Annotated in this window: 20 protein-coding genes, 1 tRNA gene and 1 pseudogene; 13 read left to right on the top strand and 9 right to left on the bottom strand. The window is 35.7% G+C overall.

Annotation, left to right across the window (positions count from 1 at the left end; translation table 11 throughout):
* Nucleotides 1-18: 18 nt before the first annotated feature.
* Nucleotides 19-1,062, bottom strand: coding sequence for a hypothetical protein (locus tag H6F32_RS17260; RefSeq protein WP_190370534.1), 1,044 nt, complete (start codon nucleotides 1,060-1,062; stop codon nucleotides 19-21).
* Between the two features lie 164 nt (nucleotides 1,063-1,226).
* Nucleotides 1,227-5,213, bottom strand: coding sequence for a magnesium chelatase subunit H (locus H6F32_RS17255; protein ID WP_190370533.1), 3,987 nt, complete (start codon nucleotides 5,211-5,213; stop codon nucleotides 1,227-1,229).
* A gap of 411 nt (nucleotides 5,214-5,624) precedes the next feature.
* Between H6F32_RS17255 and H6F32_RS17250 the strand changes: the two genes are divergently transcribed.
* The gene (locus tag H6F32_RS17250; RefSeq protein WP_190370532.1) at nucleotides 5,625-6,362 is read left to right on the top strand and encodes a hypothetical protein; all 738 of its coding nucleotides are present in this window, start codon (nucleotides 5,625-5,627) and stop codon (nucleotides 6,360-6,362) included.
* A 265-nt stretch (nucleotides 6,363-6,627) separates the two neighbouring features.
* On the opposite strand, the gene H6F32_RS17245 is transcribed toward H6F32_RS17250, so the two are convergent.
* Nucleotides 6,628-6,858, bottom strand: a complete 231-nt coding sequence (locus H6F32_RS17245) for a type II toxin-antitoxin system HicA family toxin (RefSeq protein WP_190370531.1) — start codon at nucleotides 6,856-6,858, stop codon at nucleotides 6,628-6,630.
* Entirely contained in the window at nucleotides 6,855-7,094 is a 240-nt protein-coding gene (locus tag H6F32_RS17240) for a type II toxin-antitoxin system HicB family antitoxin (RefSeq protein ID WP_190370530.1), read from the bottom strand. The genes H6F32_RS17245 and H6F32_RS17240 overlap by 4 nt, the downstream gene beginning before the upstream one ends.
* 306 nt (nucleotides 7,095-7,400) lie before the next feature.
* Between H6F32_RS17240 and H6F32_RS17235 the strand changes: the two genes are divergently transcribed.
* From H6F32_RS17235 to H6F32_RS17210, 6 genes are all read left to right on the top strand, one after another.
* The gene (locus tag H6F32_RS17235) at nucleotides 7,401-7,697 is read left to right on the top strand and encodes a hypothetical protein (protein ID WP_190370529.1); all 297 of its coding nucleotides are present in this window, start codon (nucleotides 7,401-7,403) and stop codon (nucleotides 7,695-7,697) included.
* A 4-nt stretch (nucleotides 7,698-7,701) separates the two neighbouring features.
* The gene (locus tag H6F32_RS17230; protein WP_190370528.1) at nucleotides 7,702-8,100 is read left to right on the top strand and encodes a PIN domain-containing protein; all 399 of its coding nucleotides are present in this window, start codon (nucleotides 7,702-7,704) and stop codon (nucleotides 8,098-8,100) included.
* 196 nt (nucleotides 8,101-8,296) lie between these two features.
* Nucleotides 8,297-8,872, top strand: a complete 576-nt coding sequence (locus H6F32_RS17225) for a Uma2 family endonuclease (RefSeq protein WP_190370527.1) — start codon at nucleotides 8,297-8,299, stop codon at nucleotides 8,870-8,872.
* Between the two features lie 241 nt (nucleotides 8,873-9,113).
* Entirely contained in the window at nucleotides 9,114-9,551 is a 438-nt protein-coding gene (locus H6F32_RS17220; protein WP_190370526.1) for a hypothetical protein, read from the top strand.
* Nucleotides 9,552-10,407: 856 nt separating this feature from the next.
* A complete protein-coding gene (locus H6F32_RS17215) occupies nucleotides 10,408-10,644 on the top strand; it encodes a hypothetical protein (RefSeq protein ID WP_199294617.1) in 237 nt (78 codons plus the stop codon).
* Nucleotides 10,645-10,892: 248 nt separating this feature from the next.
* Complete coding sequence (locus tag H6F32_RS17210) at nucleotides 10,893-13,052, top strand: hypothetical protein (protein WP_190370525.1); 2,160 nt, start codon at nucleotides 10,893-10,895, stop codon at nucleotides 13,050-13,052.
* Between the two features lie 245 nt (nucleotides 13,053-13,297).
* Here the strand turns inward: H6F32_RS17210 and H6F32_RS17205 are convergent, their stop codons facing one another.
* Entirely contained in the window at nucleotides 13,298-15,766 is a 2,469-nt protein-coding gene (locus H6F32_RS17205; RefSeq protein ID WP_190370524.1) for an ATP-dependent Clp protease ATP-binding subunit, read from the bottom strand.
* A 579-nt stretch (nucleotides 15,767-16,345) separates the two neighbouring features.
* Between H6F32_RS17205 and H6F32_RS17200 the strand changes: the two genes are divergently transcribed.
* The 3 genes from H6F32_RS17200 (at nucleotide 16,346) to H6F32_RS20975 (ending at nucleotide 18,668) form a co-directional block, all read left to right on the top strand.
* A complete protein-coding gene (locus H6F32_RS17200; protein WP_190370523.1) occupies nucleotides 16,346-18,082 on the top strand; it encodes a serine/threonine-protein kinase in 1,737 nt (578 codons plus the stop codon).
* A 303-nt stretch (nucleotides 18,083-18,385) separates the two neighbouring features.
* Entirely contained in the window at nucleotides 18,386-18,547 is a 162-nt protein-coding gene (locus H6F32_RS17195) for a zinc ribbon domain-containing protein (protein WP_190370522.1), read from the top strand.
* Nucleotides 18,537-18,668 carry a hypothetical protein gene (locus H6F32_RS20975; RefSeq protein ID WP_277875076.1) on the top strand — a complete coding sequence of 44 codons (132 nt, stop codon included), beginning with the start codon at nucleotides 18,537-18,539 and terminating at the stop codon, nucleotides 18,666-18,668. The genes H6F32_RS17195 and H6F32_RS20975 overlap by 11 nt, the downstream gene beginning before the upstream one ends.
* A 102-nt stretch (nucleotides 18,669-18,770) precedes the next feature.
* Here the strand turns inward: H6F32_RS20975 and psb27 are convergent, their stop codons facing one another.
* Together psb27 and cofH are read right to left on the bottom strand one after the other, a co-directional pair.
* Nucleotides 18,771-19,175 (bottom strand): photosystem II protein Psb27, encoded by a 405-nt coding sequence (gene psb27 / locus H6F32_RS17190; RefSeq protein ID WP_190370548.1) that lies wholly within the window; start codon nucleotides 19,173-19,175, stop codon nucleotides 18,771-18,773.
* A gap of 101 nt (nucleotides 19,176-19,276) precedes the next feature.
* Entirely contained in the window at nucleotides 19,277-20,452 is a 1,176-nt protein-coding gene (cofH, locus tag H6F32_RS17185) for a 7,8-didemethyl-8-hydroxy-5-deazariboflavin synthase subunit CofH (RefSeq protein ID WP_199294616.1), read from the bottom strand.
* A gap of 75 nt (nucleotides 20,453-20,527) precedes the next feature.
* On the opposite strand from cofH, the gene H6F32_RS17180 reads away from it, so the two are divergent.
* Nucleotides 20,528-20,601, top strand: a tRNA-Val gene (locus H6F32_RS17180).
* A gap of 346 nt (nucleotides 20,602-20,947) precedes the next feature.
* On the opposite strand, the gene H6F32_RS17175 is transcribed toward H6F32_RS17180, so the two are convergent.
* Both H6F32_RS17175 and H6F32_RS17170 read right to left on the bottom strand, forming a co-directional pair.
* Nucleotides 20,948-21,142, bottom strand: a complete 195-nt coding sequence (locus tag H6F32_RS17175; protein WP_190370521.1) for a hypothetical protein — start codon at nucleotides 21,140-21,142, stop codon at nucleotides 20,948-20,950.
* A 115-nt stretch (nucleotides 21,143-21,257) separates the two neighbouring features.
* Nucleotides 21,258-22,460, bottom strand: a complete 1,203-nt coding sequence (locus H6F32_RS17170; RefSeq protein WP_190370520.1) for a CapA family protein — start codon at nucleotides 22,458-22,460, stop codon at nucleotides 21,258-21,260.
* A gap of 495 nt (nucleotides 22,461-22,955) precedes the next feature.
* On the opposite strand from H6F32_RS17170, the gene rfbF reads away from it, so the two are divergent.
* Nucleotides 22,956-23,729: a glucose-1-phosphate cytidylyltransferase gene (gene rfbF, locus H6F32_RS17165; RefSeq protein WP_190370519.1), complete on the top strand. Its 774-nt coding sequence runs from the start codon at nucleotides 22,956-22,958 to the stop codon at nucleotides 23,727-23,729.
* Between the two features lie 44 nt (nucleotides 23,730-23,773).
* A pseudogene (lhgO, locus tag H6F32_RS17160) lies at nucleotides 23,774-24,721 on the top strand (L-2-hydroxyglutarate oxidase); the annotation flags it as partial.
* Between the last annotated feature and the right edge of the window lie 128 nt (nucleotides 24,722-24,849).

The following is a 24,849-nucleotide window of genomic DNA, read 5'->3' as shown; positions in this document are numbered from 1 at the left end:
CAGTTCATAGTGTATCAATTAATTTGTTGATTGATTTACTTTTCGAGGAAATAAAGGATACCATTTACTAAACGGATGACTAGAAGGATAACTTGTATCACCCCACCATAGAACCAAAGGACAGTTATTAGCAATATTTCTGTAGGTAATAAATACTGAACCAAAACCAAGAGATTCTAAATATTCATAACCCATAGGCCGCATAGAAGGTTGACGATTTTTAGGTAAAGACGTTATGTAAGCTCCTTTTCTTAAAAAAGCCGATTCTACAATATTCCTAACTTCAGGAGTAGAGAATAATGTCTCTGTGTTAGGTAATCTATCAGGACGAAATATTCTTGGATTAACAGATTTTTTGGCTGAGTTTTCATTAACTATCTTAACAAAATTATTTACTAATTCATCATCAAAAATTTCTTTTGACCATAAGCATTCATATATTTCCTGATTACTGGATATATTATTATCAAATTTTAAAAAAGATCCAGTATTAACAGATACCGATCTTCGTTGGGCTAGTGGTATTAATTTCCGATCAATATAATAGCTTACACCAGAAATATGACGGCCTAAAAAAATTAAATAAATAGTTGTATTAGGAATAGCTTGATCTAACCATCTTTCAATATCATAGTAAACTGTAATTCCAGAAAATAGACAATCATCTAAATATATATAACCTAGAGGTTGTGAATATGGTTTATTAATAGTAATTCCATATTGACGCATCGTAATTTCATTAGCTAATCTCAGTAAATCTTTTTGACTACTTCCTTTTCGCTGAATATCTAGGAACTGGAATGAGGGAATCACTTCCGAAGGATTTTTCCCAAAAATTATCTCAGATGTTAAAATCTCAGTTATAAAAGATTCAGCTTTAGATTTAGATATATAATATTTACTCAGCAGATAATTCATTTCCGCCAGAATAATTAATTGTTCATCATTATCAAACTGAGATACCCATCTATCAACGTGATCAGTTGTCATAGGAGGAATTTCACCTAAGCGATAATCGCTAATAGTGGTGGTTATTGATTCTAGTAAATTTTGACGATTCATTATGAATATTTTTAGATTTTGATTAGAAAAAATAAAGATGAGTTATATAACTCATCCTTAAATAATAAAATAAATTATTACTCTTTGCTGAGTGCAGTAATAAAATTTTATACTTTCAACCATTAGAACGGATTAAGGCAGGTATAAAACCTGCCCATCTAAACCTATTCTATACCTTCAATCCGATTCTCAACCTCCTGATACAACTCCCGTAACCTGTCTAAATTCTCCTCGCTCGTCTCCCAATAACCGCGACCATTGACTTCCAACAAAGTAGAAACAATCTTGCGGAAAGAATGAGGATTCAAATTCATCAGACGTTTCTGCATTTCCTCGTCTTTAATAAACGTCTCATTGGTTTCCTCATAAACCCAGTTATCCACAGCGCCCGCAGTCGCACTCCAACCAGTGGTATTAACCAACCGCTTAGAAAGTTCCCGCACACCTTCATAACCGTGAGACAACATCCCCTCATACCATTTGGGGTTTAACAACTTCGTCCGCGCATCCAAACGCACAGTTTCCGATAAACTTCTTACCTGTGCATTCGCGGTAGTTGTATCTGCAATGTAAGAAGCCGGTTTTTTCCCATCTGTACGCAGACTTGCCACTAATTTTGTTGGGTCAGAGTCAAAATAATGAGACACATCTGTTAAACTGATTTCCGAAGAATCAAGGTTTTGGAAAGTTGCATCAGCAGTTTTCAAAGTTGTTTCAAAAATCTGCCGTGACTCATCCATTACCCCTGGGTTATCAGAATTGAAAGAGAAAGATTTGCGTTTCAAATACATTTCTTGCAACTCTGCTTCACTATCCCAAGTGCTATTTTCCACCGCCAAGTTAATATTAGAAGAATAAGAACCAGAAGCATTAGAAAATACACGGGTCGCAGCTTGACGGAGATTAATTCCCATTTCCTCCGCTTGCTGTAATGCGTGTTTCCGCACAAAGTTCATTTCTAAGGGTTCATTAGCTTCAGCAGCCATTTTTACACCTTGATCCAGTAAATTCATCTGGTTAATGAACAAGTCGCGGAATACACCAGAACAGTTAATTACAACGTCAATTCTAGGACGACCTAATTCTTCCAAAGGTATCAATTCTAACTTGTTCACCCGTCCTAAAGAATCGGGAACAGGACGCACTCCCACCATCCACATAATTTGGGCGAGGGATTCGCCATAGGTTTTGATGTTATCTGTACCCCAGAGGACACAGGCGATGGTTTCTGGCCAGTTTCCACCATTTTCCAACCTATTGCGTTCTAACAGCCGATCAACGACGATTTTCGCAGACTGCACCGCCGCAGTGGTAGGAATAGATTGGGGATCTAAAGCGTGTATATTTTTACCTGTGGGCAATACGTCAGGATTACGGATGGGGTCGCCACCGGGTCCTGGTAAAATATATTCACCTTCTAAACCTTGCAATAAACCGCCAAGTTCGTTATCTGCACATACTTGTTTTAAGCAAAATTCTAAATACTCAAACAAGGGTTTTAAGGCAGATGTATCCACGTTGTTAAAACCTGACTGATATAGAGATTCTACCCAAGGTTCTTTTTTACCCATGTTAAAGAAGTTTAACTTGGATACTAAGGAAACTCGACCTTCTGCGTCAATTTGTTCTTGTACTAAAGCTGCCACAGCCGCACGGGTAGCCATTGTAATGTTTTGTAATAATTGCACATCGGCTAAAATTCCTTTGTCGCTGTTGCGGTAGATTTCTTCAATGTTGCGACCTAAGCTGTTAGCAATGATGGAGGGTAATCCCAGTATACCGTCTTCTTGCCGATCTAAACTGGCAATATTCACTAAAGTGGCGATCGCTTCTTCCGCAGAGGGTGGTTTACCGATGATATGCAAACCGCAAGGTAATAAGCGAGATTCAATTTCCATCAACTTACGATAAACAATACCAACGATATTATCCCTTTCTTCAGAGGACATATCTTTGGCATCGGTTTCCGGCAGATCAATATCTTTATCCAAGTTCACAATGCGGCATTTGTCAACGATCGCATTCACAATGGAAACTCCCCGGCCGCTATCTTTCAAAGTTTGGTAAGAACCTATTAACTCACTGAGTTCTTTCAAACCTTTGTATAAACCAGCATTTTCCGCAGGTGGAGTTAAGTAAGAAATTGTTTCAGCGTAACTGCGACGTTTAGCAATTGTGGCTTCACTGGGGTTATTCGCTGCGTAATAATACAGGTTGGGAATTGTGCCAATTAGTTGATCTGGGTAACAATCTCCAGACATCCCCATTTGTTTACCAGGCATAAACTCTAATGAGCCGTGTGTACCAAAATGTAAAACAGCATCAGCACCCCAAATTCTTTCTAAATAGGTGTAGTATGCAGCGAAACCATGATGGGGACTAGCTGAACGAGAGAATAATAAGCGCATGGGGTCGCCTTCATAACCGAATGTTGGTTGTACACCAATGAAGACGTTACCGAAATGTTTACCATATACGAGGAGATTCTGTCCATCGCTGTTTAAGTTTCCTGGTGGTGGTCCCCAGTTTTCTTCTAAGCGTTGGGAGTATGGTGTCAGTGCTTCATATTCGGGGACTGACATTTTGTAAGCAATGTTGAGTTCTGGACTGGCGTACTGCGCTTGTGCATCGTGGATGACTTGTTCCATCAACTCTTTCGCGGTTTCGGGGATGTCGCGCACATCGTAACCGTTGTTTCTCAGTCCTTTGAGAACTTCATGAATAGAACCAAATACATCTAAATAAGCCGCAGTTCCTACATTTCCTTTATCGGGGGGGAAACTGAAAACGGTGATGGCGACTTTTTTGATTAATTTGGGTTTGCGGCGCAGACTTGCCCATTTTAAGGCACGTTGAGCAACGATTTCTACTCGATCTTGGAGGGCGATCGCTCGTCCTGTTGCCCCATCTTTACCGGATAGGATAATAGGTTCAATTGCTCCATCTAGTTCGGGTATAGCAATCTGTAAAGCCACTTGAATGGGATGTAACCCCAAATCGCTATCTAACCATTCTTCAGTGGTTTGGAACACCAAAGGCAAGGCAACCATGTAGGGACGGTTTAACTTTTTTAGTGCTTCAATGGCTTTAGGATGGTCTTGTCTAGCAGGTCCACCCACTAAAGCAAAACCAGTTAAGGATATAACAGCATCTACTAAAGGTAATCTAGTTGTAGGTTCATAGAAATAAGCATCTACAGGTTTAGAGAAGTCCAAACCACCAGCGAATACAGGAAGGACTTTTGCACCTAAAGATTCTAATTCCTGGACAATTGCCACATAATGGGCATCATCACCAGTCACAAGGTGAGTACGTTGTAAAACCAAACCCACACAAGGAGCGAGGGGGTCTTTCAGGTTGCGAGAAATATCTCTGCGGACAGCATACCAGTTCAGATATTCTCGCACATCTTCAAACATATTTGGCGCTAAGGGATGCCAAATACCCATATCAGGATAAACTACGGGAGGTTCATAATCAGCAGTAGCTAATTTTTGTTTGTTTTCACCTTTTAAAACATATTTGTCAGCCAGCATCAACAGGAAGTTTTCCAGGTTTTCTGCTGAACCACCTAACCAATACTGAAAACTAAGCATGAAATTACGCGCATCTTGTGCTTTTTCAATGGGTAGGAATTTCAGCACTTGAGGAAGGGTACGCAAGAGCTTTAACATTCCATCTTGGAAACCAGCGCCAGATTTTTCTTTGCGCTTTTTCATGAAGTTGGCAATAACGCTCTTTGATTGTCCCAATTGAGCCAAGGAGAAGCTACCCATTTTATTAAGGCGCATAACTTCAGGCATGGAGGGGAATACAACCGCTACATCAAAGTTATCGCGGTGGGGTTCTACTGCTGCGACGAGTTTTTGCGCTAAGTCTTCAATAAATATCAGAGAAGCGATGAATATATTAGCACTGGCTATATCACGTTTGAAATCTTCATAATTTCCTGAGTCGCGCAGTTCTTCGATTAAATAACCACTAATTTCTATGGCCACACTGGGATGGTTAGCGTTAATTTCCCGTACCGCTTGCGATAATGCACTTTGGTATTGAGACTCAAGCACAACATAAACGACTTTAATTAGATTACGTCCATCTACATTATCAGGCTTGATGTGTCTAATATTCGACTTGACCTGGGTAAACATTCAGATAATCTCCTAAACTTTAACTTTCTTCGGCATTAAGAGTTTTTTAGCAGAAAACCTGCACTCTGTGGGGTTTTTATCCCCAAACTGAAACAAAATGATATAAAAATCTTCATCATTATTCACAAATCTTAACAAATAAACAAGATTTTCTAACCTAGTTTTAAATTTTGTTTACATAACTATGCTATTTCGTAACAAAATATTAATAGTGATATCACTGATAATATATTGTGATATTTTTATTCTTAAGTCAGGCTACTAATTCTTACAAATTTCCTGTTAATCTAATTATAACTTTACCCACATGAATATTCAGACCTACGAATCTATAGACAGAATTAAATACTATACTATGCAAATAACTTAAACACAGTACAAAAAAGTCTAGTCACTACACAATTAGAAATTTTGTCTAATCTAGCTAACAAATCCTTTGATTCTTTGCGTCTAATTCCAGATTATATAACTTTGCATATAGATGAGATTGTTCATGTTCAAGATAATTCAGGAATTAGTGCAGATAATAATAGAGCATTAGCTAGTTTTATATATAGTATGTATTTAATAACAAAAGCACGATATATAACCCATATTAAAGAAGCTAGAGAAGCTGCACAGCGATTAATAATCAATGCAGCAAAATCTTTAATTGATAATGTTAAGACAATAATTATTCATCTTACTTCAGAAATTTCAATATTAATAGAAGCCTTAAAGAAAAATTTTTTAGAAAATAATCAGTGGATACTTGACTTATTGAATTTTTTTCAAGCAAAACAGAAGGTAAAAGAATCAAAAGAGGACTTTTTTTATTTTCTCGATAGAACCTTAATCAAGATTGACCGAAATAAATTGCTTCAAAGACATACGTCTATATATCGAGAAATTGCTGCTGATAATATAGAAGAATTAAGAATCTATAAAAAGGCTAAACTCGCTAATGATTACAAAACACCTGGCAAAAAATTATTTGTTTTTTGGATGACTATTTGTGTTCTTCTGATTGCTGCTTTTGGAGTTGGTTTAATTCTTGTAGGTATTTCACTATTTTTTAGATCTCGTTATCATCAAAAATATAGAAAACAAATAGAAAGAGAACATTTAACTGAATGGGAAAAGCAAATTGATAGGATTATATATGGATAATCAAATCTATCTTATCTTGGAAGAGTAACTTAAAACACTGTGCAAAATTTATTTCTTAAACTAGTATTTCTTAAACTAGGAAATTTACATCAAATCCTGGACATCCTGATTCTGACAAAAATTATCTGTGTTCACCCCTTAATAAAGGATAAAAAATAGGTAATAATGAAGAGTAGGCGATCGCTTAAAATTAGGGTAGTTGTGAGCGATAGCGAAGCGCTCCGTAGGAATCACTATTTAGGAATAAGTTGGGAGAGCGATCGTTTTATTTTTGTACTAATTTAAAAAATGTTTCTTTATCAATACCAATATCTTGAATCATCCCCATTAAAGTACCTGGTTTAATATCTTTTCCTGAATGAATTGGAACAACAACTCTTAAACCATCAGTATTCTTGTAAATAGCATGACTACCTTTTTGTCTATCAAAATAAAAACCCAATGTTTCGATCACCCTAATAAAATCTTTAGCTTTTATACTTGGTAAATTACTCATAATAAAATACTTAATGGCTTAACAATTAAATCCTCTTTAGGAACAGGTTGATTATCAGCTATTAAACTTTCAATATATAATTCAATAGCTTCTGTAATATTCTCAATTGTTTCTTCAAAAGAATCTCCTTGAGAATGACAACCTTTGAGAACAGGACAAAAGGCATGATAACCCCCATCTTGTTCCTTTTCCAGAAGTACAGTATAATTGTAAATTTGTTTACTTTTGTTTTCCATATATCTTTACGTTTTTTGAGTTAGTGATTTTTAGCTTTGATTTATTCCATGATAAACGGTTTGGGGAATTTAGGAGAAGTGCATTAGCGTAAGTGCTGCTGCAAGCAGTTCGTCTAAAATTGGGGTAATTGTGAGCGATAGCGAAGCGCACCGCAGGAATCGCTGTTTTGGGGGTTTGGAAGGTGCGATAGCGCAAGTGCCACCTAGTAGTCCCTGTTTGGTCATGAGTATTAAAAAATTAACTTATTGAACGATATAATATAAATAAGAATTAGATTTTTCCAACCCACAAACAGAGTAAACATCATGCAAGAACAATTAACCGACTATCAACAAGAACTAACAGAACGCATTTCTAATGTTGTAGATAAACTATTCCGTGGTAGTAGTTTCTACATGGTGAAATTAGATCAATATGAAATGACCCAAATGTTAATAGAATTATTTAGCAGATTTTCCCCAGAAGAAATGAGAGCAATTAAAGAACATGATTTAACCAGAAGGATTGATAAAATTCTTGTATTAGAAGCTGTTGCTGGGACATTAAACGATTTAACACCAGAAGAAATAGCGATTTTTGATGCAGCAGTAGCAGGAAAATAAAACCGTGAATTATTTACTAGATTCAAATATCGTTAGTTACATTTTAAAAAAGAATGCCATTGTAGATAATAAACTCCGAGAAGTCAATATTCAGGGAGGAATGGTATTTATTAGCTGCATTACTTATTATGAAATCAAGAGAGGACTTTTATATATTAATGCTGTCAAGCAATTGTCCGAATTTCATATCTTTTTTCAAAAATATCAAACATTATTTTTAGATGATTTAGACATTATTGAAAAATCCTGTGAAATTCATGCCAAATTAAAAGCTAAGGGTACTCCTATCCAAGATGCTGATATTTTAATAGCAGCTACAGCAATTGTCCGTGATTTAATTCTCGTTTCTAATGATTCTGATTTATTAAGAATTGAAGAACTTAAATTAGAAAATTGGTTATGATAAAACCGATACATCAGAATCAATGATTTATGATCGCTCCGCAGGAATCGTTTAAAATTGGGGTAGTTGTGAGCGATAGCGAAGCGCGACCTAGTAATCGCTTATGGGGTAGTTGCTATTAATTGGTAACTAATAATATAGAATGGGATATGAGATAGTTAAATTTTCTCCGTAAACATTCAATGAGGATATGACAATGAATGCTTTAACTGTCAATTTGAAATCATTAATAGAAATGACTGATGAGCAGTTTTTTCAGTTATGTCAAAACAACCGCGAATTGAGATTTGAAAGAAATGCAAATGGAGAGTTAATAATTATACCACCAACGGGGGGAGAAACGGGAAATCGTAATGCGGGTATTACTGCTCAACTTTGGATTTGGAATGAGCAAAATCAGGAGGGTATAGTTTTCGATTCTTCTACTTGTTTTAAATTGCCTAATGGTGCAGATCGTTCTCCTGATGCTGCTTGGATCAAGTTAGAAAGATGGGATGCTTTAACTGATGAGGAAAAACAAAAGTTTCCTCCTATTTGTCCTGATTTTGTAATTGAGTTACTTTCTCTTAGTGATAGTTTGAAGACTACCCAGGAAAAGATGAGAGAGTATATGGATAATGGTGTACGTTTGGGTATATTAATTAATCGTAAATCTCCTCAGGTGGAAATTTATAGACCTGGTAAGGAGGTTGAGGTTTTGGAATCTCCCGCTACGGTTTCAGGAGAAGATGTTTTAAAAGGTTTTGTTTTGAATTTGGGGATGATTTGGTAAAATAACCTCCTTTAAAGTGTGTTCTCATAAAGTTTGTCACGGCTAATATGGCCGTTTGTAACTTCAATTATTTTCGGCAATAAGAGTTTTTTAGCAGAAAACTCCGATTCTGTGGGGTTTTGTCCTATATATGACACAAAATAATATAGAAAATATGCTAGTGCTAGAAAAATAAGTACATACTTCTGTATAATTAAGAGAATATTAAAAATAGTTGTCTTTTTAGCTTGGTGAGTGCCAAATGAGTGACCTTAAGAGAATAGATACCAATGCTTATGTGACAGTACAAGGACAATATGCTGTGGTCAATGAAGGTGCAGGGTACGCAATTATCAACATTCAAACAAAGCAGATAGTTGCTCGTAATATTTCATCTTTCCTTGACTGTGCAAAAACGCTGGAATACATTGTTGGAAAGGATGAATACCAAGATCTAATTCAACATTCTACATCTAACGAAAATCCACCTCAGATACAATTAACCAAGTTTGGTGTTAAACCAGATGTACAACGACTTATTGAAATCTACGCTCCAGCCACAGTGAGAGTGGAGAAGAAGGTGCATTGGAACCGAAGCCGATACAAGTGCTACGATGTATCTGGTAACTTTCTTGGACGGGTTAAAGGAAAACAAGGAGATCGTTATTGGGAAGACAGAAGCGGTAATAAACATTACTAAGAGAAACTTTCCTCCCATTTGTCCTGATTTTGTAATTGAGTTACTTTCTCCTAGTGATAGTTTGAAGATTACAGAGGATTAAAGGATTTACAGGATATTATTTAATGATAGTTTGTAGGAAGTTGAGTATTTTTTTGTTGATGATGATTTGCGACAATTACAATATTAACTACCAACAAATAACTGATAAATTACATCCTGTACATTCTCAAATCCTGGTTATCCTGATTCAGACAAAAATTATCTGCGTTTATCTGCGTTTTATATCCTGGAGCAACCTCATCAAGCATGGTTAATGCGATACCTAAGCTCGCCGGAATCGCTGTTGGGTAATGAGTATGAAAAAATTAATTTATTGGACGATATAATATATGATTTGGTAAAATAAGCTCCAACATTATTCAAATTTACTCACTTCCATGCTCAAAGCTCTGTTGTTGTTGTTTGATTTTACATTGTACATTTTCATAGCTTTACCAATAAATAGGTCTTATCAGTTTAGCATTGGCAATCTTAGCTGTACCAATTGACTTACTACTCTTTGCGTTAAGTGGTGGAAATGTAACGTTTGTAATTTTTAAGGGTTTCAAGTCTTTCGGGATTTGGTGGTTACTAAGATTAGTGGAATGGACAAAAGATATAGATCGGAATTAGGATTAGTGCTATCACAATTTAGGAATTAGGAATAGGTTGGAATAGCGATCGCCTAAAATTAAATTAGGGTAATTGTGTGCGATAGCGAAGCACTCCGTAGGAATCGCTGTTTAGAATATTGGTTGGGATAGCGATATTTCATTATTAGCAAAGCTACAAGAGAAATACTAAAATAAATAAAGTAATTTAGTTGAGAGCATTTATGCAACAAATTAACACATTTGAAGAAGTTCTCAATCTAGTGACTGACCTACCACTTGATCAACAAGAACTACTAATTAGTATCCTACAACGTAGAATAGCTGATATGCGACGAAAAGAATTAGCAAGTTCATCACAGGAAGCACTAGCTGAATTTAGAACTGGTAATCTTAAACCTCAAACCGCAACTGAAGCGATCGCTGAGTTAAGAACTTACTTAAATACTAATGAAACATAATGAGAAAACTGGTTCTTACTTCTCGCTTCAAGCGATTTTTGCGAAAATTCATCAAACTCAGATTATTTTTTCCAATCCCTAGACATATTTTTAAGTATCAGTTATTATGATTATGTGTTATGTATATTAAATTTCCTTCTCCGTTAGAGTCAAGCGGACTACATAAGGTCTTGCAATAATAAGACTTTTGATATCTGGACTGCTCTACTAATAGTGGACGACCGACTTATACTTAAGGGTGGAATATTATGGAAAGATTTAAAAAGCAACTATCCAAAATACGCAATTTTCCATTGTTCTATATAGGAGCAACTGTTATTATCATTGTCTCTGGATATTTGGTAGGAAGTTATAGAGAAATAGAAGAATATAAAAAAATAACTTCGTGGTATGAAAAACTAGAAGATAAAAAACTAAAAGATAACAGTTCAATTGAATTATCTGAATTTATCGAAAAAGCCCAAGACAAGTTAGACAACTTGATATCATCAACTTTATTAAATACACAATTACAAACAAATGACCAGACAGGTAAAAAAATAAATCAGGGATTACCTCATTCTGGTGGTGTTATATGGAAAACAGAAAAGACAGGACGGGAAGTAACAGTTTATTATGATTATGTAGCCGCGAGTAATTTTGCTGGGGAGGGTAGCAAAGGGAAAAATCCGGAGGATAGCAGAAAGGATGAAGTCTTTCTAAGATTTACCGATGAAATGACTAACAAGATTAAACCTAAGTCCAATACAAATAATAATGATGAAAATAAAAATCTTTATACTAAGGCTGTCATGAAGTATTTAGCAGATGATGATAAATATATAAAATCAATGCCTTATTTGACAATTGATAATATTTATATTATTAACCTAGAAACAGGTTTTTTGCTATCATATCCATTAACTAATGAAAATTATAAACCAGATGCAGATTTTCAAAGTAGGCCTTGGTATAACGCCACTAAAAATAAGTATGGTAAGAATTATTTCCAGAAAGATGATAACGGTCGAAAAACAGCACTTACTGGTGTTTATATAGATATCAACGATACAATAAATCCTAATATTCAAAGAACATTATTTTACACATTTCAAGATGAGAGAGAACAAAAGTATATTTTATGTGTTGATTTATCGTTTGATAAAAGTAGTCAATTTTCTTCAAAATCAAGTTTAGATTTAGTGATGTCAGGATTATATTTAGAAGAAGATAATAATCCTTGGGTATTTCTAATTCCTTATAGCGTTATTCTGGCAGTATTTCTATTTTTAATTTATGAAATGAAAGGTAAATCTATTTTGCTAAGAATGTTGAATTTTAGTCAAAATAATTTATTGAAAATAACACTAGAACGGAATCCACAGAAAACACATAATGCTAGTTCCAATGCAGGAACAGTAAACATTACTATTACAGGAATGACCGGAGAAAAAAATGAGAGTGCAAGATCAAGAGAAGCAGGATGGAGAGTTGACTTTAATCAGTTACAAGCTAATGCTGGGTTCAGACAAACAAATACTCAGCAACAAGAATCTTATTATGGTTATCAATTAAGTAATGATTATAATCTGGATATTAGACAGCAGAATCTTAGATATAGACGTGTTGAAATTTGGGAAGTTAAAAGTCATGAATTATCAAATCAAAAAACAATAGGACATTTTGTGGTGACATGGAAAGCTAGTGACACCGAAACACTTGACGAATTGCTAGAGATAAAGTCTGTATATTGGGAAAAAAATTATGAAAGTTATTTGGCTAGTATTAAATTACAATTACAAGAACATTTATTAACTAGTGACACTGGAGAATTAATACCTGTCATGGATACTAATTACACCATACATCAAAATATGCCTGAACTTATCAGCAGAATAACTAGTCTTGAAAAATTAGTGCATAACAGTTTGTATTTAAGACAAGGGAGAATTGCTTTCTCAGAAATTCAGACGTTACAGGAATTATATCAATATGACGGTGTTCAAGTAAAAGCAATATGTACTATAGATTTTTTAAAAAAATTATCAGATAAGCAGCAGTTACAGAATTTCTTTACAGTAGAAGTCAAAGAAAGATACTTTATAGAATATAATGAAAATGAATTTAGAGATTTCTACAATAACATTACAGATGATGGTATTAAATCTGTCTTAGAAAGCTCTAACTTAAAAATTATAGTTTATACTCCAGATCAAGTCATAATTGGTGGCAAGGATGACTTCTGTGTTATTTCAGTCAAGGGTACTCCCGAATTTATAGCCTACAGCTTTACAGACGATAAATACCACAATATTGGTTGGATAAGTTGGCGAGAAGTAGATGTTCAATTTTACAACGAATTATATCAAGCTAAAATAGATCAAGAAGGCAGAATTAACAACATTCAAAACTATTTAAATGGTATATGAATAGTTTGTAGGAAGTGAATGATTTTTCTGTTGATGATAATTTGTGACAATTCCAATATTAACCACCAACAAACAACTGATAAATTACATCCTGCACATCCTCAAATCCTGGTTATCCTGATTTGTGACAATTCCAAAATGGTTTTGTCATGGGTATGGGGTGGTACTAGTACTATATTTTCTAAACCCAAAAAAAACGGCAGAGAACATACATCCTCCACCGTTTAACTAACAAAAACTAACTACTACTCCACACCAGAACCAACTAACTCCCGGCGCTCTTTAGCAGTCACTTGAACTACACCATTTTCATCAACGTCAACATAAGCAATATCACCGTCTTTGACTCGTCCAGACAGAATTTCTTCCGCCAAACTATCTTCTAATAAGCGCATAATTGCCCGACGTAATGGTCTTGCTCCGTAGCTGGGGCTATAACCTTCTTGAATGAGACGATCCTTAAAGCGATCGCTCACTTCTAAAGTAATACCCTTCTCTGTCAAGCGTCCAAATACTTCCTTAAGCATAATTTCGGCAATTTCCGTAACTTCTGCCTTGTTCAACTGACGGAAGACGATAATTTCATCCAACCTGTTCAAGAACTCAGGACGGAAGTATTGCTTCAACTCCTCATTTACCAAGGAACGAATGCGGTTGTATTGTGACTCCGTTGCATCTTGGGCGAACTCGAAACCAATACCGCTACCACCTTTTTCAATTACTTTAGAACCAATGTTAGATGTCAAAATTAACAATGTATTCTTAAAGTCCACCGTGCGTCCTTTAGCATCAGTCAAACGACCATCTTCTAAAATTTGCAGCAGCATATTGAAAACATCGGGGTGTGCTTTTTCAATTTCATCAAATAGCACAACGGTATAAGGGCGGCGACGTACTGCTTCTGTTAATTGACCACCTTCGTTATAACCTACATAACCTGGAGGTGAACCAATTAATTTACTAACAGTGTGTCGCTCCATGTATTCGGACATATCTAAGCGAATCATAGCCTCTTCCGAACCGAAGAAGTAAGAAGCTAAAGACTTGGCCAACTCAGTTTTACCTACCCCAGTGGGACCTGAGAAAACAAAACTAGCGATCGGACGGTTAGGATTTTTCAACCCCACACGAGCGCGACGAATCGCACGAGATACCGCTTTCACCGCATCATCTTGACCGATAAGGCGTTGATGTAAGGTGTCTTCCATGTGCAGTAACTTCTCAGATTCAGATTCTGTGAGTTTATTCACTGGTACACCTGTCCAAGAGGCAACAATGTGAGCAATATCTTCTTCTGTTACTACAGGTTCAATACCATCACCATTAGCTGCATTGCTTTTAGCTTGGGCAATAGTACGGATTTGCGCCTTGATGTCCATTTCTCTGTCTCGCAGTTCACCTGCACGATCAAAGTCTTGGGAACGCACAGCATCATCTTTTTCCTTGAGGACTTGTCGCAGTTCCTTGTCTAATTCCTTAGCTGCTGGAGGTAACTGAGAGTTGATTAAACGTACCCGTGAACCCGCTTCATCAATCAAGTCAATGGCTTTATCTGGGAGGTAACGATCGCTGATATACCGATCTGATAACTTAGCCGCCGCAATTAAAGCCTCCTCAGAAATTTTTAACTTATGATGTGCTTCATAGCGATCGCGCAAACCATATAAAATTTCTATTGTTTCATCAACGGAAGGCTCACCCACCATTACAGGCTGAAAACGTCTTTCCAACGCTGCATCCCGTTCAATGTGCTTGCGGTACTCGTCCAAAGTTGTAGCACCAATACATTGCAATTCCCCCCGCGCCAAAGCAGGCTTGAGGATATTTGCTGCATCAATTGCCCCTTCAGCCGCACCCGCACCAATGAGAGTATGAACCTCGTCAATGACGAGAATTACATTACCCGCCTGACGAATTTCATCCATGATCTTCTTCAGACGTTCTTCAAATTCACCTCGGTATTTAGTACCTGCTACCAGCAAACCGATATCCAGCGTCACCACCCGCTTGTCTTCCAGGATGTCCGGCACATCCTTATTAGCAATACGGCTGGCTAAACCTTCAGCAATGGCTGTTTTACCAACCCCCGGTTCACCAATTAATACGGGATTATTTTTAGTCCGACGACCCAAAATTTGAATCACGCGCTCAATTTCTTTAGCACGTCCCACCACTGGATCTAATTTGTTATCAATGGCCATTTGGGTGAGGTTCGAGCCGAACTCATCCAATGTTGGGGTTTTAGTGCGACCCGATGATCCACCCGGCGTAACTTCCGCCGTTTCGCCCAACATCCGAATTACTTGGGTTCGCACCTTGGTTAAATCTACACCGAGGTTTTCCAGCACCCTGGCTGCCACACCTTCCCCTTCACGGATCAGGCCCAACAGCAGATGCTCGGTGCCAATGTAGTTATGCCCTAGTTGGCGTGCTTCTTCCAAGGATAGTTCTAAAACTCGCTTTGCTCGTGGCGTAAACGGAATTTCCACCGCCACAAAACCGGAACCTCGACCTATAATTTTTTCAACTTCAATGCGAGCGTCTTTAAGATTGACACCCATTGACTTTAGCACCTTGGCGGCCACTCCTGTACCTTCCCCAATCAGACCCAGGAGGATCTGCTCAGTTCCCACAAAGTTGTGACCTAGACGGCGGGCCTCTTCTTGGGCCAGCATGATTACCTTAATGGCTTTTTCTGTGAAGCGTTCAAACATGGCATTTTTCCCATCACCTGCGTTGTGCCGGTACGCTGATTTTAGCACAGGCTAAAATTTTGGATATCTATAATCAAGAATTTTGATATCCAATTACCTTTACATTAGGTGATGAGTTAATATGTTACTTTTTATAACTTGTTATGCGGCTATTGTACTGAAGAGGTTGATTTTAGCAGCTTTTTTAGGGTACTTTTGCAAAAATTCTCAAGTTTTGATAAGAAATGTTGAGATTTTTTTACCTCTACCCAAACAAAACTATATATCACGAAGTGGATACATCTGTCAACTATTACAAATCATTGATATTTTTTTATTATCAATTTTTCAATCTACTTAAAATATTCTGATTAATTCTGGTTATAAAAAACTGATTTTTTGGACAAAGTATGCTTCAAAAGGTTAATATAAGGTTAATATTTTCTAATTTGGATTACACTAAACAGCAGCAAGGATGGGGATCGGCAATAGGCATCTACTTTAACCAGATGATGGTTGAGATAACTTTGTGCATAACTGCGTAAATTACCTGGAGATCATTGTATAACTTTAAATAGACCCTGTTTATCTTTGATAATTATGCAAGTATATTGCAGTAAAAACCATGCCAATCCTGATACTAGCCGATTTTGTACAAGCTGTGGTGAGGCTTTACCATTACCCAAAGGCCAGGTAGTTGAAAACCGCTATGAAATTACCCATAATTTGGGACATGGTGGTTTTGGGCGGACATATTTAGCGGTTGATCGCAACAATCTGCGTAAAAATTGTGTCTTAAAGGAGTTTGCCCCACAAGTAACTAGTCAAAATTTACAAAAAGCTAAAGAATTATTTGATAGGGAGTCCAGCGTTTTAAGAAAAATTAATCATCCACAAATTCCCTGTTGTCATGATGCTTTTCAAACGAGAATTAATCAGAGAGATTTATTCTTTTTAGTGCAAGATTATGTAGAGGGTAATAATTATTTTGAACTATTGAAAAAAGGTAAATCTTTTACTGAAGAAGAAATAATCAATTTATTACATCATGTTTTGCCGATTTTGGATTATATTCACTCTTTAAAGATTATTCATCGGGATATTTCACCAGATAACCTGATTTTAAGAACTAGCGATAATTTGCCAGTTTTAATTGATTTTGGCGGTGTAAAACAACTGCCGGCTAATCAGGGTTTTTGGCAAGCTAAATTAGGAAGCAATGTAACTTTATTAGGTAAAGCTGGTTACGCACCAGATGAACAATTAAAAGATGGTAAAGTGTCAGCAAATAGCGATTTATATGCTTTAGGTGTGACAGTTTTAGTCGTACTAACAGGGAAAGATCCCCAAAAATTGTATAATAGTTTTCATGCTAGTTGGTTATGGGGTAAAGAAATTAATGTTAGTCCTCCATTGGAAAAAGTATTAAGGAAAATGCTGGCATATCATCCCAAGGATCGCTATCAAAATGCCAAAGCTGTTATTAAAGATTTACCACGATCAACTTTTCAGGTTAACAATTTTCATTCATCTAAAACCGGAGGTAATAATCTGATGAATCATGCTTCTAATAGTAATACTAACACTTCTACTAGTAGTTCTACTAATCCTTTTATCACAGGTATAAGAACTGTAGTAGTAGCACCTGTGGCAAAAGCTAATAGTAGAACTAAATTATTTGTCTATAAAATGCCTGTTCCAGAATGGTTCAAGCCATGTTTATATAGTTTAATAATTACTAGTGTAGTCAGTTTAGTAGGTGTGGGTGCTTGGAAAACTGGAACTTTTATAGTAGATGGAATTAGGGATTTAACTCCACCAACCAGAGAAAATACTTCTGGAAATGGTAATATTAAAGGAGGTAATAATAGCACTAGTAAGAATAGTCAACGCACTATTGAACAAGTGTTCGATCGCTTGACAGAATTAGAAATTTCTAACGTAGTTTTTACAAACACAGTTAATGAAATTTTCTATAGTCAAAGACCAGAATTAAATGGTCGGGAATTAACTAATAAACAAGAAGATGCTGCTTTAATTACAGAATGGAAGAGTATTGCTGATAATTTATTAAGTAAATTAGAACAAGCTAATTTAAGTCAAAGTGCTAGGAAAAAAATAGGAAATTATAGCAAACAAGATGCTGATAATTGGGATAGATTGGCTAAACAGGGAAAATTAGGTAAGTATGAATCTTTTAGTGATTTAAGATTAGATACTTATAAGAAATTTACACCCTTGTTTCCTGGTCAGGAACGTGGCAAATTAAATCAAGCTACTTTTTTACAAATTTGGTATGCTATGGCTGATGATCTGGCTAATAAGGGATCTAATTAGTAAGCTGTTGTGCTTTTAACTTGAATAATTAATACAAGCAAGATGCTTGTGCTACTGTAACTTCAGGTTTTTTAATTATACAGTGAGTGCTGCACATTAGCTTAATCAAAATCCGCGACTTATTACACATCTGGTGAAAAATAATGTAGAGACGTTCCATGGAATGTCTCTACAAGGGTTCTGGAAAACGCATATTCAATTTCTGGGGATGTATTGTATATTTTATCAATTCATAACTTAATGATAAAATGAAAATAGACATCTGGGATCTTATTGTTAATAAATTAATTACAAAAATTACAAATGACTAATCTTTATTGTTCTCAAGGACATCAAAACCCACCAGATAGTAAATTTTGTCTTCACTGTGGAGAGAAAATTTGGGTTAATGCTGTGAATAATGCTATTGTTATTGGTCAAATTCTAAGCGATCGCTATAGTATTATTAAACAAATTGGACGTTAAACAAGTAGCTGCAACGGTGGCTTCTCAATATTATCAAAGTGGTATTACTTCCCCTTCTAGCGGTACATTATTAGGAAAAGTAGGATATGCACCACCAGAACAAAATTGTTATTTTCAATAAGTAAATATTATTTAACAGTAGTTAACCGTTAATTAACCCCATCCCTGTATAGGACGGGGAACATTAAAGAAATTGTGAAAAAATCATCATGTATAGTTGATTTTAAGCACCACGATTTAAAGCTGTTTCTACCTGTTGTAATTCTTTAGCTAAACGTTGTTTAAGTTTTTCTGGTAAAGGACGATTAGGATAAGAACTGTAATATCCAGCAAGAGAGTTAAGTGCTGTTCTGATAGTGGTAAAGGAACTTAGGGTAGTAACAGAGTTATTACGTTGATAACGTGCTGAAAAATCATTAATTTTCTGTTTAGCTTCAGCTTGAATAGCCGCCTTGTTAGAAGACTCTGGAGTTAATTCTATAGCTTGTCTGATGACATTGACTACAGTTAAGGTATCTTGGCGATAATCCCCAGTTAAACTATCTGGACTACCACTACAGCCGTATAAACCAACTGCTACAACTAAAACTAGGGCAAGTAGACGCGAAAAATACCGCTTCATAAGCATTAATTCAATACGTAAATTACAATCTATCCTATCTTGATTTGGGATCAAATCTCCCTAAAAGTGAAAAAAGCTGTCAGTAGTCAGCTTTCAGATTTCAGCATTTAGAGTAATTGATATAATGTGTTTCTTTCTTTAAAGGGTCTATCAAGAGAAGCGATCGCCTGTTGTAAAGTTTCTACCTCCATGCAAGTTCCACCCACTGCCCCAGCCATTGTGGTAATATGTTCTTCCATTAATGTACCACCAATATCATTACATCCCCATGTTAACGCTTCCGTAGCTCCTGCGAGTCCTAATTTTACCCAACTGGGTTGATGGTTAGGAATATATTTACCTAAATATATTCTGGCTACAGCAGTTAATAATAACGCATCTTCTAAAATAGGCTGATCTCTACCTACCCGTTTTTTCAAAGGTTTGGGTGCTTCCTGTCCCACAAACGGTAACAATATAAATTCGCTGATTTTGGCAGGATATCCTTTTTCTATAGCAGTTTTTTGGAGCGATCGCAATTTTTCTAAATGTATAACTTGTTGTTCTGGCGTTTCAATGTGTCCTGATAACATTGTACTCGTGGTATATATACCTAATTGATGGGCAGTAGTGACAATTTCTAACCATGTCGCGCTGGTAATTTTTTCAGGACAGAGTATTTTCCGCACATCATCATCTAAAACTTCTGCTGCGGTTCCTGGTATTGAACCCAGTCCAGCGTCCCGCAATGCTATAATTACATCACCATAACTAATTCCATCCATTCTCGCTATAAACTGTATTTCTTGAGGTGAAAAAGCGTGTAAATGTAATTTAGGAAATTCGGTTTTAATAGTTTCCACCAGTTTAATGTAGTAACTTAACGCACTATCATTAATTTTAGCTTGAGGGTTTAATCCTCCCTGCATACATATTTCAGTAGCACCGCGTTCTACCGCATCCGCAGCTTTTTCTAAAATTTGTCCCCAATTTAACCAATAAGCATCAGTATCACGATTATCTCTACGAAATGCACAAAAACTACAATGTTGTTCACAAATGTTGGTAAAATTAATATTCCGGTTAATGATATAGGTGACAATATCCCCAGCTTGAGTTTTTCTAAGTTGATCGGCTGTAAATTGAATTTGTGCGATGGTGTCGCTCGCCGAAGGTATCGCTTGTGGATCACTCTGCTTTAATAAAATTACCGCTTCCTCTGGGGATATATCAAAACCTTGTAAAGCGCGGGTCAGAATAGAATCACAAGTTTGATTGATAATAGCGTCATTAGGATAAATCATTTATCTAATTTTTTCTTGATTTCTTTTGTTGACATATTTTAGAGTATATGATAGATTTGGTAACTGTGTGATCAAGGACGGTTAGCTCAGTTGGTTAGAGCGCACCCTTGACATGGGTGAGGCCGTTGGTTCGAATCCAATACTGTCCATTTTATTTATCTGGCTATTCTAAGCCTAGTAAGGTTGGTTGTAGCGCGTTTCTTTGTGGCTGGGTGGCTCGAATAGGAAAGTTTTACCCTTTATCTGTAGATTTTGGTTACTCCCTATCCAAATAATAGGAATTATTGGCGTTGCTGAATTGGAGTATGATATTTATTTTTTGTATCAGCGAGTCTAAGCAATTTTAATGCGTTAGATGCAAAGTTGCAAATTTTGAATTTCTTAATTTCATACCTGAGTTCAGCAACGCCCAATTGTCAATAGACATCTCCGAAAAAGAAACTGAAACCCTTAATCTGTCTAGGGGAAAACCTAATTTCTGGAGATTTCTAATTATTAACGTCCAGATGGCTGCGAAAATTGTTGAGTTAACTCAGTAATTTTATGCCAAATATCTTGGGGTGTTACGCCAAAACCTAAGTATAATAATACTATGATAGCTGCACAGGTAACAGCAGTTTTAATAGTGGTTTTGACAATTTTTAACAAGATGACAAATACTATCCAAGCAACTATAAAAGTGATGATCATAAAAGATGATAAGGTGATTTTATGAAAATAAAACAGCAGTTTCCATTCATTATATACTAATCCCAAGAGTCAGATACCCGAATTCTTTAATAACTCGGGTATCTTGTTGTTATTGTCAATTATTGTCAGCAATTGTTGATGGTATTTTATCTATAATTTGTCCTTTTTGATTAAAAGTTATGTTACCTTTAGGAAAGTCATGATCATTGAGGTACTTTAACAATCCCACTGTGCGGAAATAGGGATCTAATTGTGGAATACCTTGTTTATTAATGTGGATGGGAATTACTTTACTCGATATTAAATCACCTTGGGAGTTAAGTTTAACTTCTAAGATCATAGAATAAGCTGTTTGGGCAGTGGTAGATAGAGTTTTATAACCGATGAAATTACCTAATGAATAGGCGATTATTTTACCTTGATAACGTTCTATTGCTCTGGGTACATGGGGCCCATGGCCTAATACTAAATCTGCTCCTGTATCAATCATTTTACGGGCAAATTGAACCGAGTTACCGCGATTTTCCCCATAGAAATATTCGGTTTGATCTTTAACGTGCATTGCATTAGTTCCTTCTGCTCCTACTTGCATAGAAACTATGACTATATCGGCATTTTTTTCAGCCTGTTTAACAAGATTTTTGGCTGTATTTAAGTCATGAACAGAATTGTATAGGTTATAGGTAGTAAAACCAATCATGGCAATTTTGACTTTTTGATGTTCTACATAAAGAATCTGATTTTTATGTCCTAGTGTTTTAATACCTACAGAATTTAGGTTTTCTATTGTGTCTTGAAAACCTATTTTACCAAAATCCATTGTATGATTATTGGCAATGTTAAAGATGTTAAATCCTGCATTGGCAAACAATTTGGCGTAACTTGGTGGAGAACGAAAAGCAAAAGTTTGTGCATTATTAATATTTTTGCTGCTGTAAGGATGATTGGTTAAATTACTTTCAAAGTTACCAAATACTATATCGGCTCTTGTGAGATATGCTCTGACAGTTTGGGGTAGTAATTGATCGGGATCTTTTGGTAATCTATGACTGGGAAAGTTTGTACCAGGAATTATATCACCTACGGCTTTAATGGTGATGATTTTCTCTGGGTTATTTTCTTGATTGGTGTTATTATCTGAATCGGGTATTTCTGTTGGTGTTTCTATAGCTGGTGTTTCTATGGTGGTAGCATTTAATTTTTGTACTCTCCCAAATTGGATAGTAACACCAATACTCAGACCTAAACTAAAGCATACACTGAGAAAAGTTAGGGCTAATATTTGGCAATGATTTTGGTTTTCTCTACGGTGTGCCATGATCATACTCTGATATACTGGTATGATTTTAACTTAGTTTTTGAGAAATTGAGAATAAAATACTGGTAGTTTTAAAAGGGCGAATATAATTCGCTACTACACTAATCAAACACGAATGGATTTCTAACCTGCGTAGTCAGATTTTGTCTGTGTAGACGTGATTTCTAATTGCTAGTAAATGTAAGAAAAAATAGCATCAAGTTATTAGATGTTTATCAATAATTTACAGAGAAAATATCATAATTTACCTTTTCTTCATTAATTAGTGGGAATTTATATATAAATTATGTTTATGGCATTAGGAAACAAAAATTAAGAGTTAGGTAAAACTTAACTAAATTTTTGGTGATTATTAGACATCTTGTAGAAATCAGGCTAGAAGTCTAATCTACTGTAAAAAGATTGTAATTCTTAGGGATGTCTATTGTGCATTTTATCCTGATTGTAAAAAGTCAGAGAATTATCTGTAAATTGTAAAGATTTTGAGGTAATAAAATGAAAGCAGTGATTTTAGCAGGTGGTTTGGGTACAAGGTTGAGTGAAGAAACTAGTATTAAACCTAAACCGATGGTAGAAATTGGTGGAAAACCAATTTTATGGCACATTATGAAGACTTATTCTAGTCATGGTATTAATGATTTTATCATTTGTTGTGGCTATAAAGGCTACATCATTAAAGAGTATTTTGCTAATTACTTTTTATATATGTCTGATGTGACTTTTGATATGAGATTTAATCAGATGAATGTTCATTGTGGATATGCAGAACCCTGGCGGGTAACTTTATTAGATACGGGTGATAATGCTATGACTGGAGGACGTTTAAAACGAGTTCAGGAACATATTGGTAATGAAAGTTTTTGTTTTACTTATGGTGATGGTGTGAGCAATATTAATATTACTGAATTGATTAAATTTCATCAAGAACAAAAAACATTAGCCACATTAAGTGCTGTGCAACCTGCTGGTAGATTTGGAGCGATTTCTTTAGGACATGAACAAACTAAAATTACTACTTTTAAGGAAAAACCTGAAGGTGATGGTGCTTGGATAAATGGCGGTTATTTTGTGCTTGAACCCCAAGTAATTGATTTTATTAGTGATGATGCCACTGTGTGGGAAAAAGAACCTTTAGAAAAATTAGCAGAATTACAACAATTATCTGCTTATAAACATGATGGCTTTTGGCAACCAATGGATACTTTAAGAGATAAGAATTATTTGGAGGATTTATGGCAAAGTAGTAAAGCTCCTTGGAAAGTTTGGTAACATAGGTAATTAAAATTATTGGCAGGTAATTGGAAGCTAAAACTATGTACGATTTTGCAATTATTGGTGGGGGAATTGTCGGACTTTCTACGGGAATGTTTTTAGGTAAAAAGTACCCTAGTGCGCGAATTTTAGTGGTAGAAAAAGAGAGTCAATGGGCATTTCACCAAACAGGAAATAATAGCGGTGTGATTCATTCTGGTATTTATTATAAACCAGGCAGTTTTAAGGCTAAATTTTCCCGTGATGGTAGTCGTTCTATGGTGGACTTTTGCGAGAAATATAATATTGATCATGAAATTTGTGGTAAGGTGATTGTGTCCACTAGTGCAGATGAATTACCTGCCTTAGAAAATCTCTATAAACGTGGTTTACAAAATGGTCTTCCTGTGGAAAGGATTATTCCAGAAGCTGTTAAGGAAATTGAACCTCATGTTAGTTGTGTGGGAGGAATTAAGGTTTTATCTACAGGAATTGTGAATTATAAACAGGTTTGTTTAAAATATGCGGAGTTAATTGCTGAACAAGGGGGAGATTTACGTCTTAATACTCGTGTTTTAAGAATTATCAAAAAAGGTAACTATCAAGTTTTAGAAACAAATCAGGGACATTTTGAAACTAAATTTATTATTAATTGTGCCGGATTACATAGCGATCGCATTGCACAATTAAATAACCTTAACTCCCAGGCTAAAATCGTTCCCTTTCGCGGTGAATATTACGAATTAGTACCGGAAAAACGCTATTTGGTTAAAACTCTCATTTATCCAGTTCCTAACCCGGACTTTCCGTTTTTAGGGGTTCATTTTACCAGGATGATTGATCATACAGTTCATGCTGGGCCAAATGCGGTTTTAAGTTTGAAGCGGGAAGGTTATAAAAAAACCGATTTTGATTTAAGAGATTTTGCCGAAGTGATGAGTTATCCTGGTTTTTGGAAACTAGCAGCAAAACACGCAGATGAAGGAATTAAGGAAATAATTCGTTCTTTTATAGGACTTACGCATTGACAAAAAACATTATCTATGTATTCTAGATCATGCGATCGCTATTAAGATTAGCAAAAATATGCTCACGTACAACTAAAGTAAACAGATTCCTCTGTACTTCATACCAGTTG

The sequence above is a fragment of the Anabaena sp. FACHB-1237 genome, from assembly GCF_014696225.1.
In the GTDB taxonomy this organism is placed as follows: Bacteria; Cyanobacteriota; Cyanobacteriia; order Cyanobacteriales; family Nostocaceae; genus FACHB-1237.
This window is presented reverse-complemented; position numbering and strand designations above follow the sequence as displayed.

What these genes read in the sequence shown, in the direction of transcription:
- H6F32_RS17260 (WP_190370534.1), bottom strand. Translation starts at nt 1,062, where the DNA reads ATGAATCGTCAAAATTTACTAGAATCAATAACCACCACTATTAGCGAT.
- H6F32_RS17255 (WP_190370533.1), bottom strand. Translation starts at nt 5,213, where the DNA reads ATGTTTACCCAGGTCAAGTCGAATATTAGACACATCAAGCCTGATAAT.
- H6F32_RS17245 (WP_190370531.1), bottom strand. Translation starts at nt 6,858, where the DNA reads ATGAGTAATTTACCAAGTATAAAAGCTAAAGATTTTATTAGGGTGATC.
- H6F32_RS17240 (WP_190370530.1), bottom strand. Translation starts at nt 7,094, where the DNA reads ATGGAAAACAAAAGTAAACAAATTTACAATTATACTGTACTTCTGGAA.
- H6F32_RS17235 (WP_190370529.1), top strand. Translation starts at nt 7,401, where the DNA reads ATGCAAGAACAATTAACCGACTATCAACAAGAACTAACAGAACGCATT.
- H6F32_RS17225 (WP_190370527.1), top strand. Translation starts at nt 8,297, where the DNA reads ATGAATGCTTTAACTGTCAATTTGAAATCATTAATAGAAATGACTGAT.
- H6F32_RS17220 (WP_190370526.1), top strand. Translation starts at nt 9,114, where the DNA reads ATGAGTGACCTTAAGAGAATAGATACCAATGCTTATGTGACAGTACAA.
- H6F32_RS17215 (WP_199294617.1), top strand. Translation starts at nt 10,408, where the DNA reads ATGCAACAAATTAACACATTTGAAGAAGTTCTCAATCTAGTGACTGAC.
- H6F32_RS17210 (WP_190370525.1), top strand. Translation starts at nt 10,893, where the DNA reads ATGGAAAGATTTAAAAAGCAACTATCCAAAATACGCAATTTTCCATTG.
- H6F32_RS17205 (WP_190370524.1), bottom strand. Translation starts at nt 15,766, where the DNA reads ATGTTTGAACGCTTCACAGAAAAAGCCATTAAGGTAATCATGCTGGCC.
- H6F32_RS17200 (WP_190370523.1), top strand. Translation starts at nt 16,346, where the DNA reads ATGCAAGTATATTGCAGTAAAAACCATGCCAATCCTGATACTAGCCGA.
- H6F32_RS17195 (WP_190370522.1), top strand. Translation starts at nt 18,386, where the DNA reads ATGACTAATCTTTATTGTTCTCAAGGACATCAAAACCCACCAGATAGT.
- psb27 (WP_190370548.1), bottom strand. Translation starts at nt 19,175, where the DNA reads ATGCTTATGAAGCGGTATTTTTCGCGTCTACTTGCCCTAGTTTTAGTT.
- cofH (WP_199294616.1), bottom strand. Translation starts at nt 20,452, where the DNA reads ATGATTTATCCTAATGACGCTATTATCAATCAAACTTGTGATTCTATT.
- H6F32_RS17175 (WP_190370521.1), bottom strand. Translation starts at nt 21,142, where the DNA reads ATGATCATCACTTTTATAGTTGCTTGGATAGTATTTGTCATCTTGTTA.
- H6F32_RS17170 (WP_190370520.1), bottom strand. Translation starts at nt 22,460, where the DNA reads ATGGCACACCGTAGAGAAAACCAAAATCATTGCCAAATATTAGCCCTA.
- rfbF (WP_190370519.1), top strand. Translation starts at nt 22,956, where the DNA reads ATGAAAGCAGTGATTTTAGCAGGTGGTTTGGGTACAAGGTTGAGTGAA.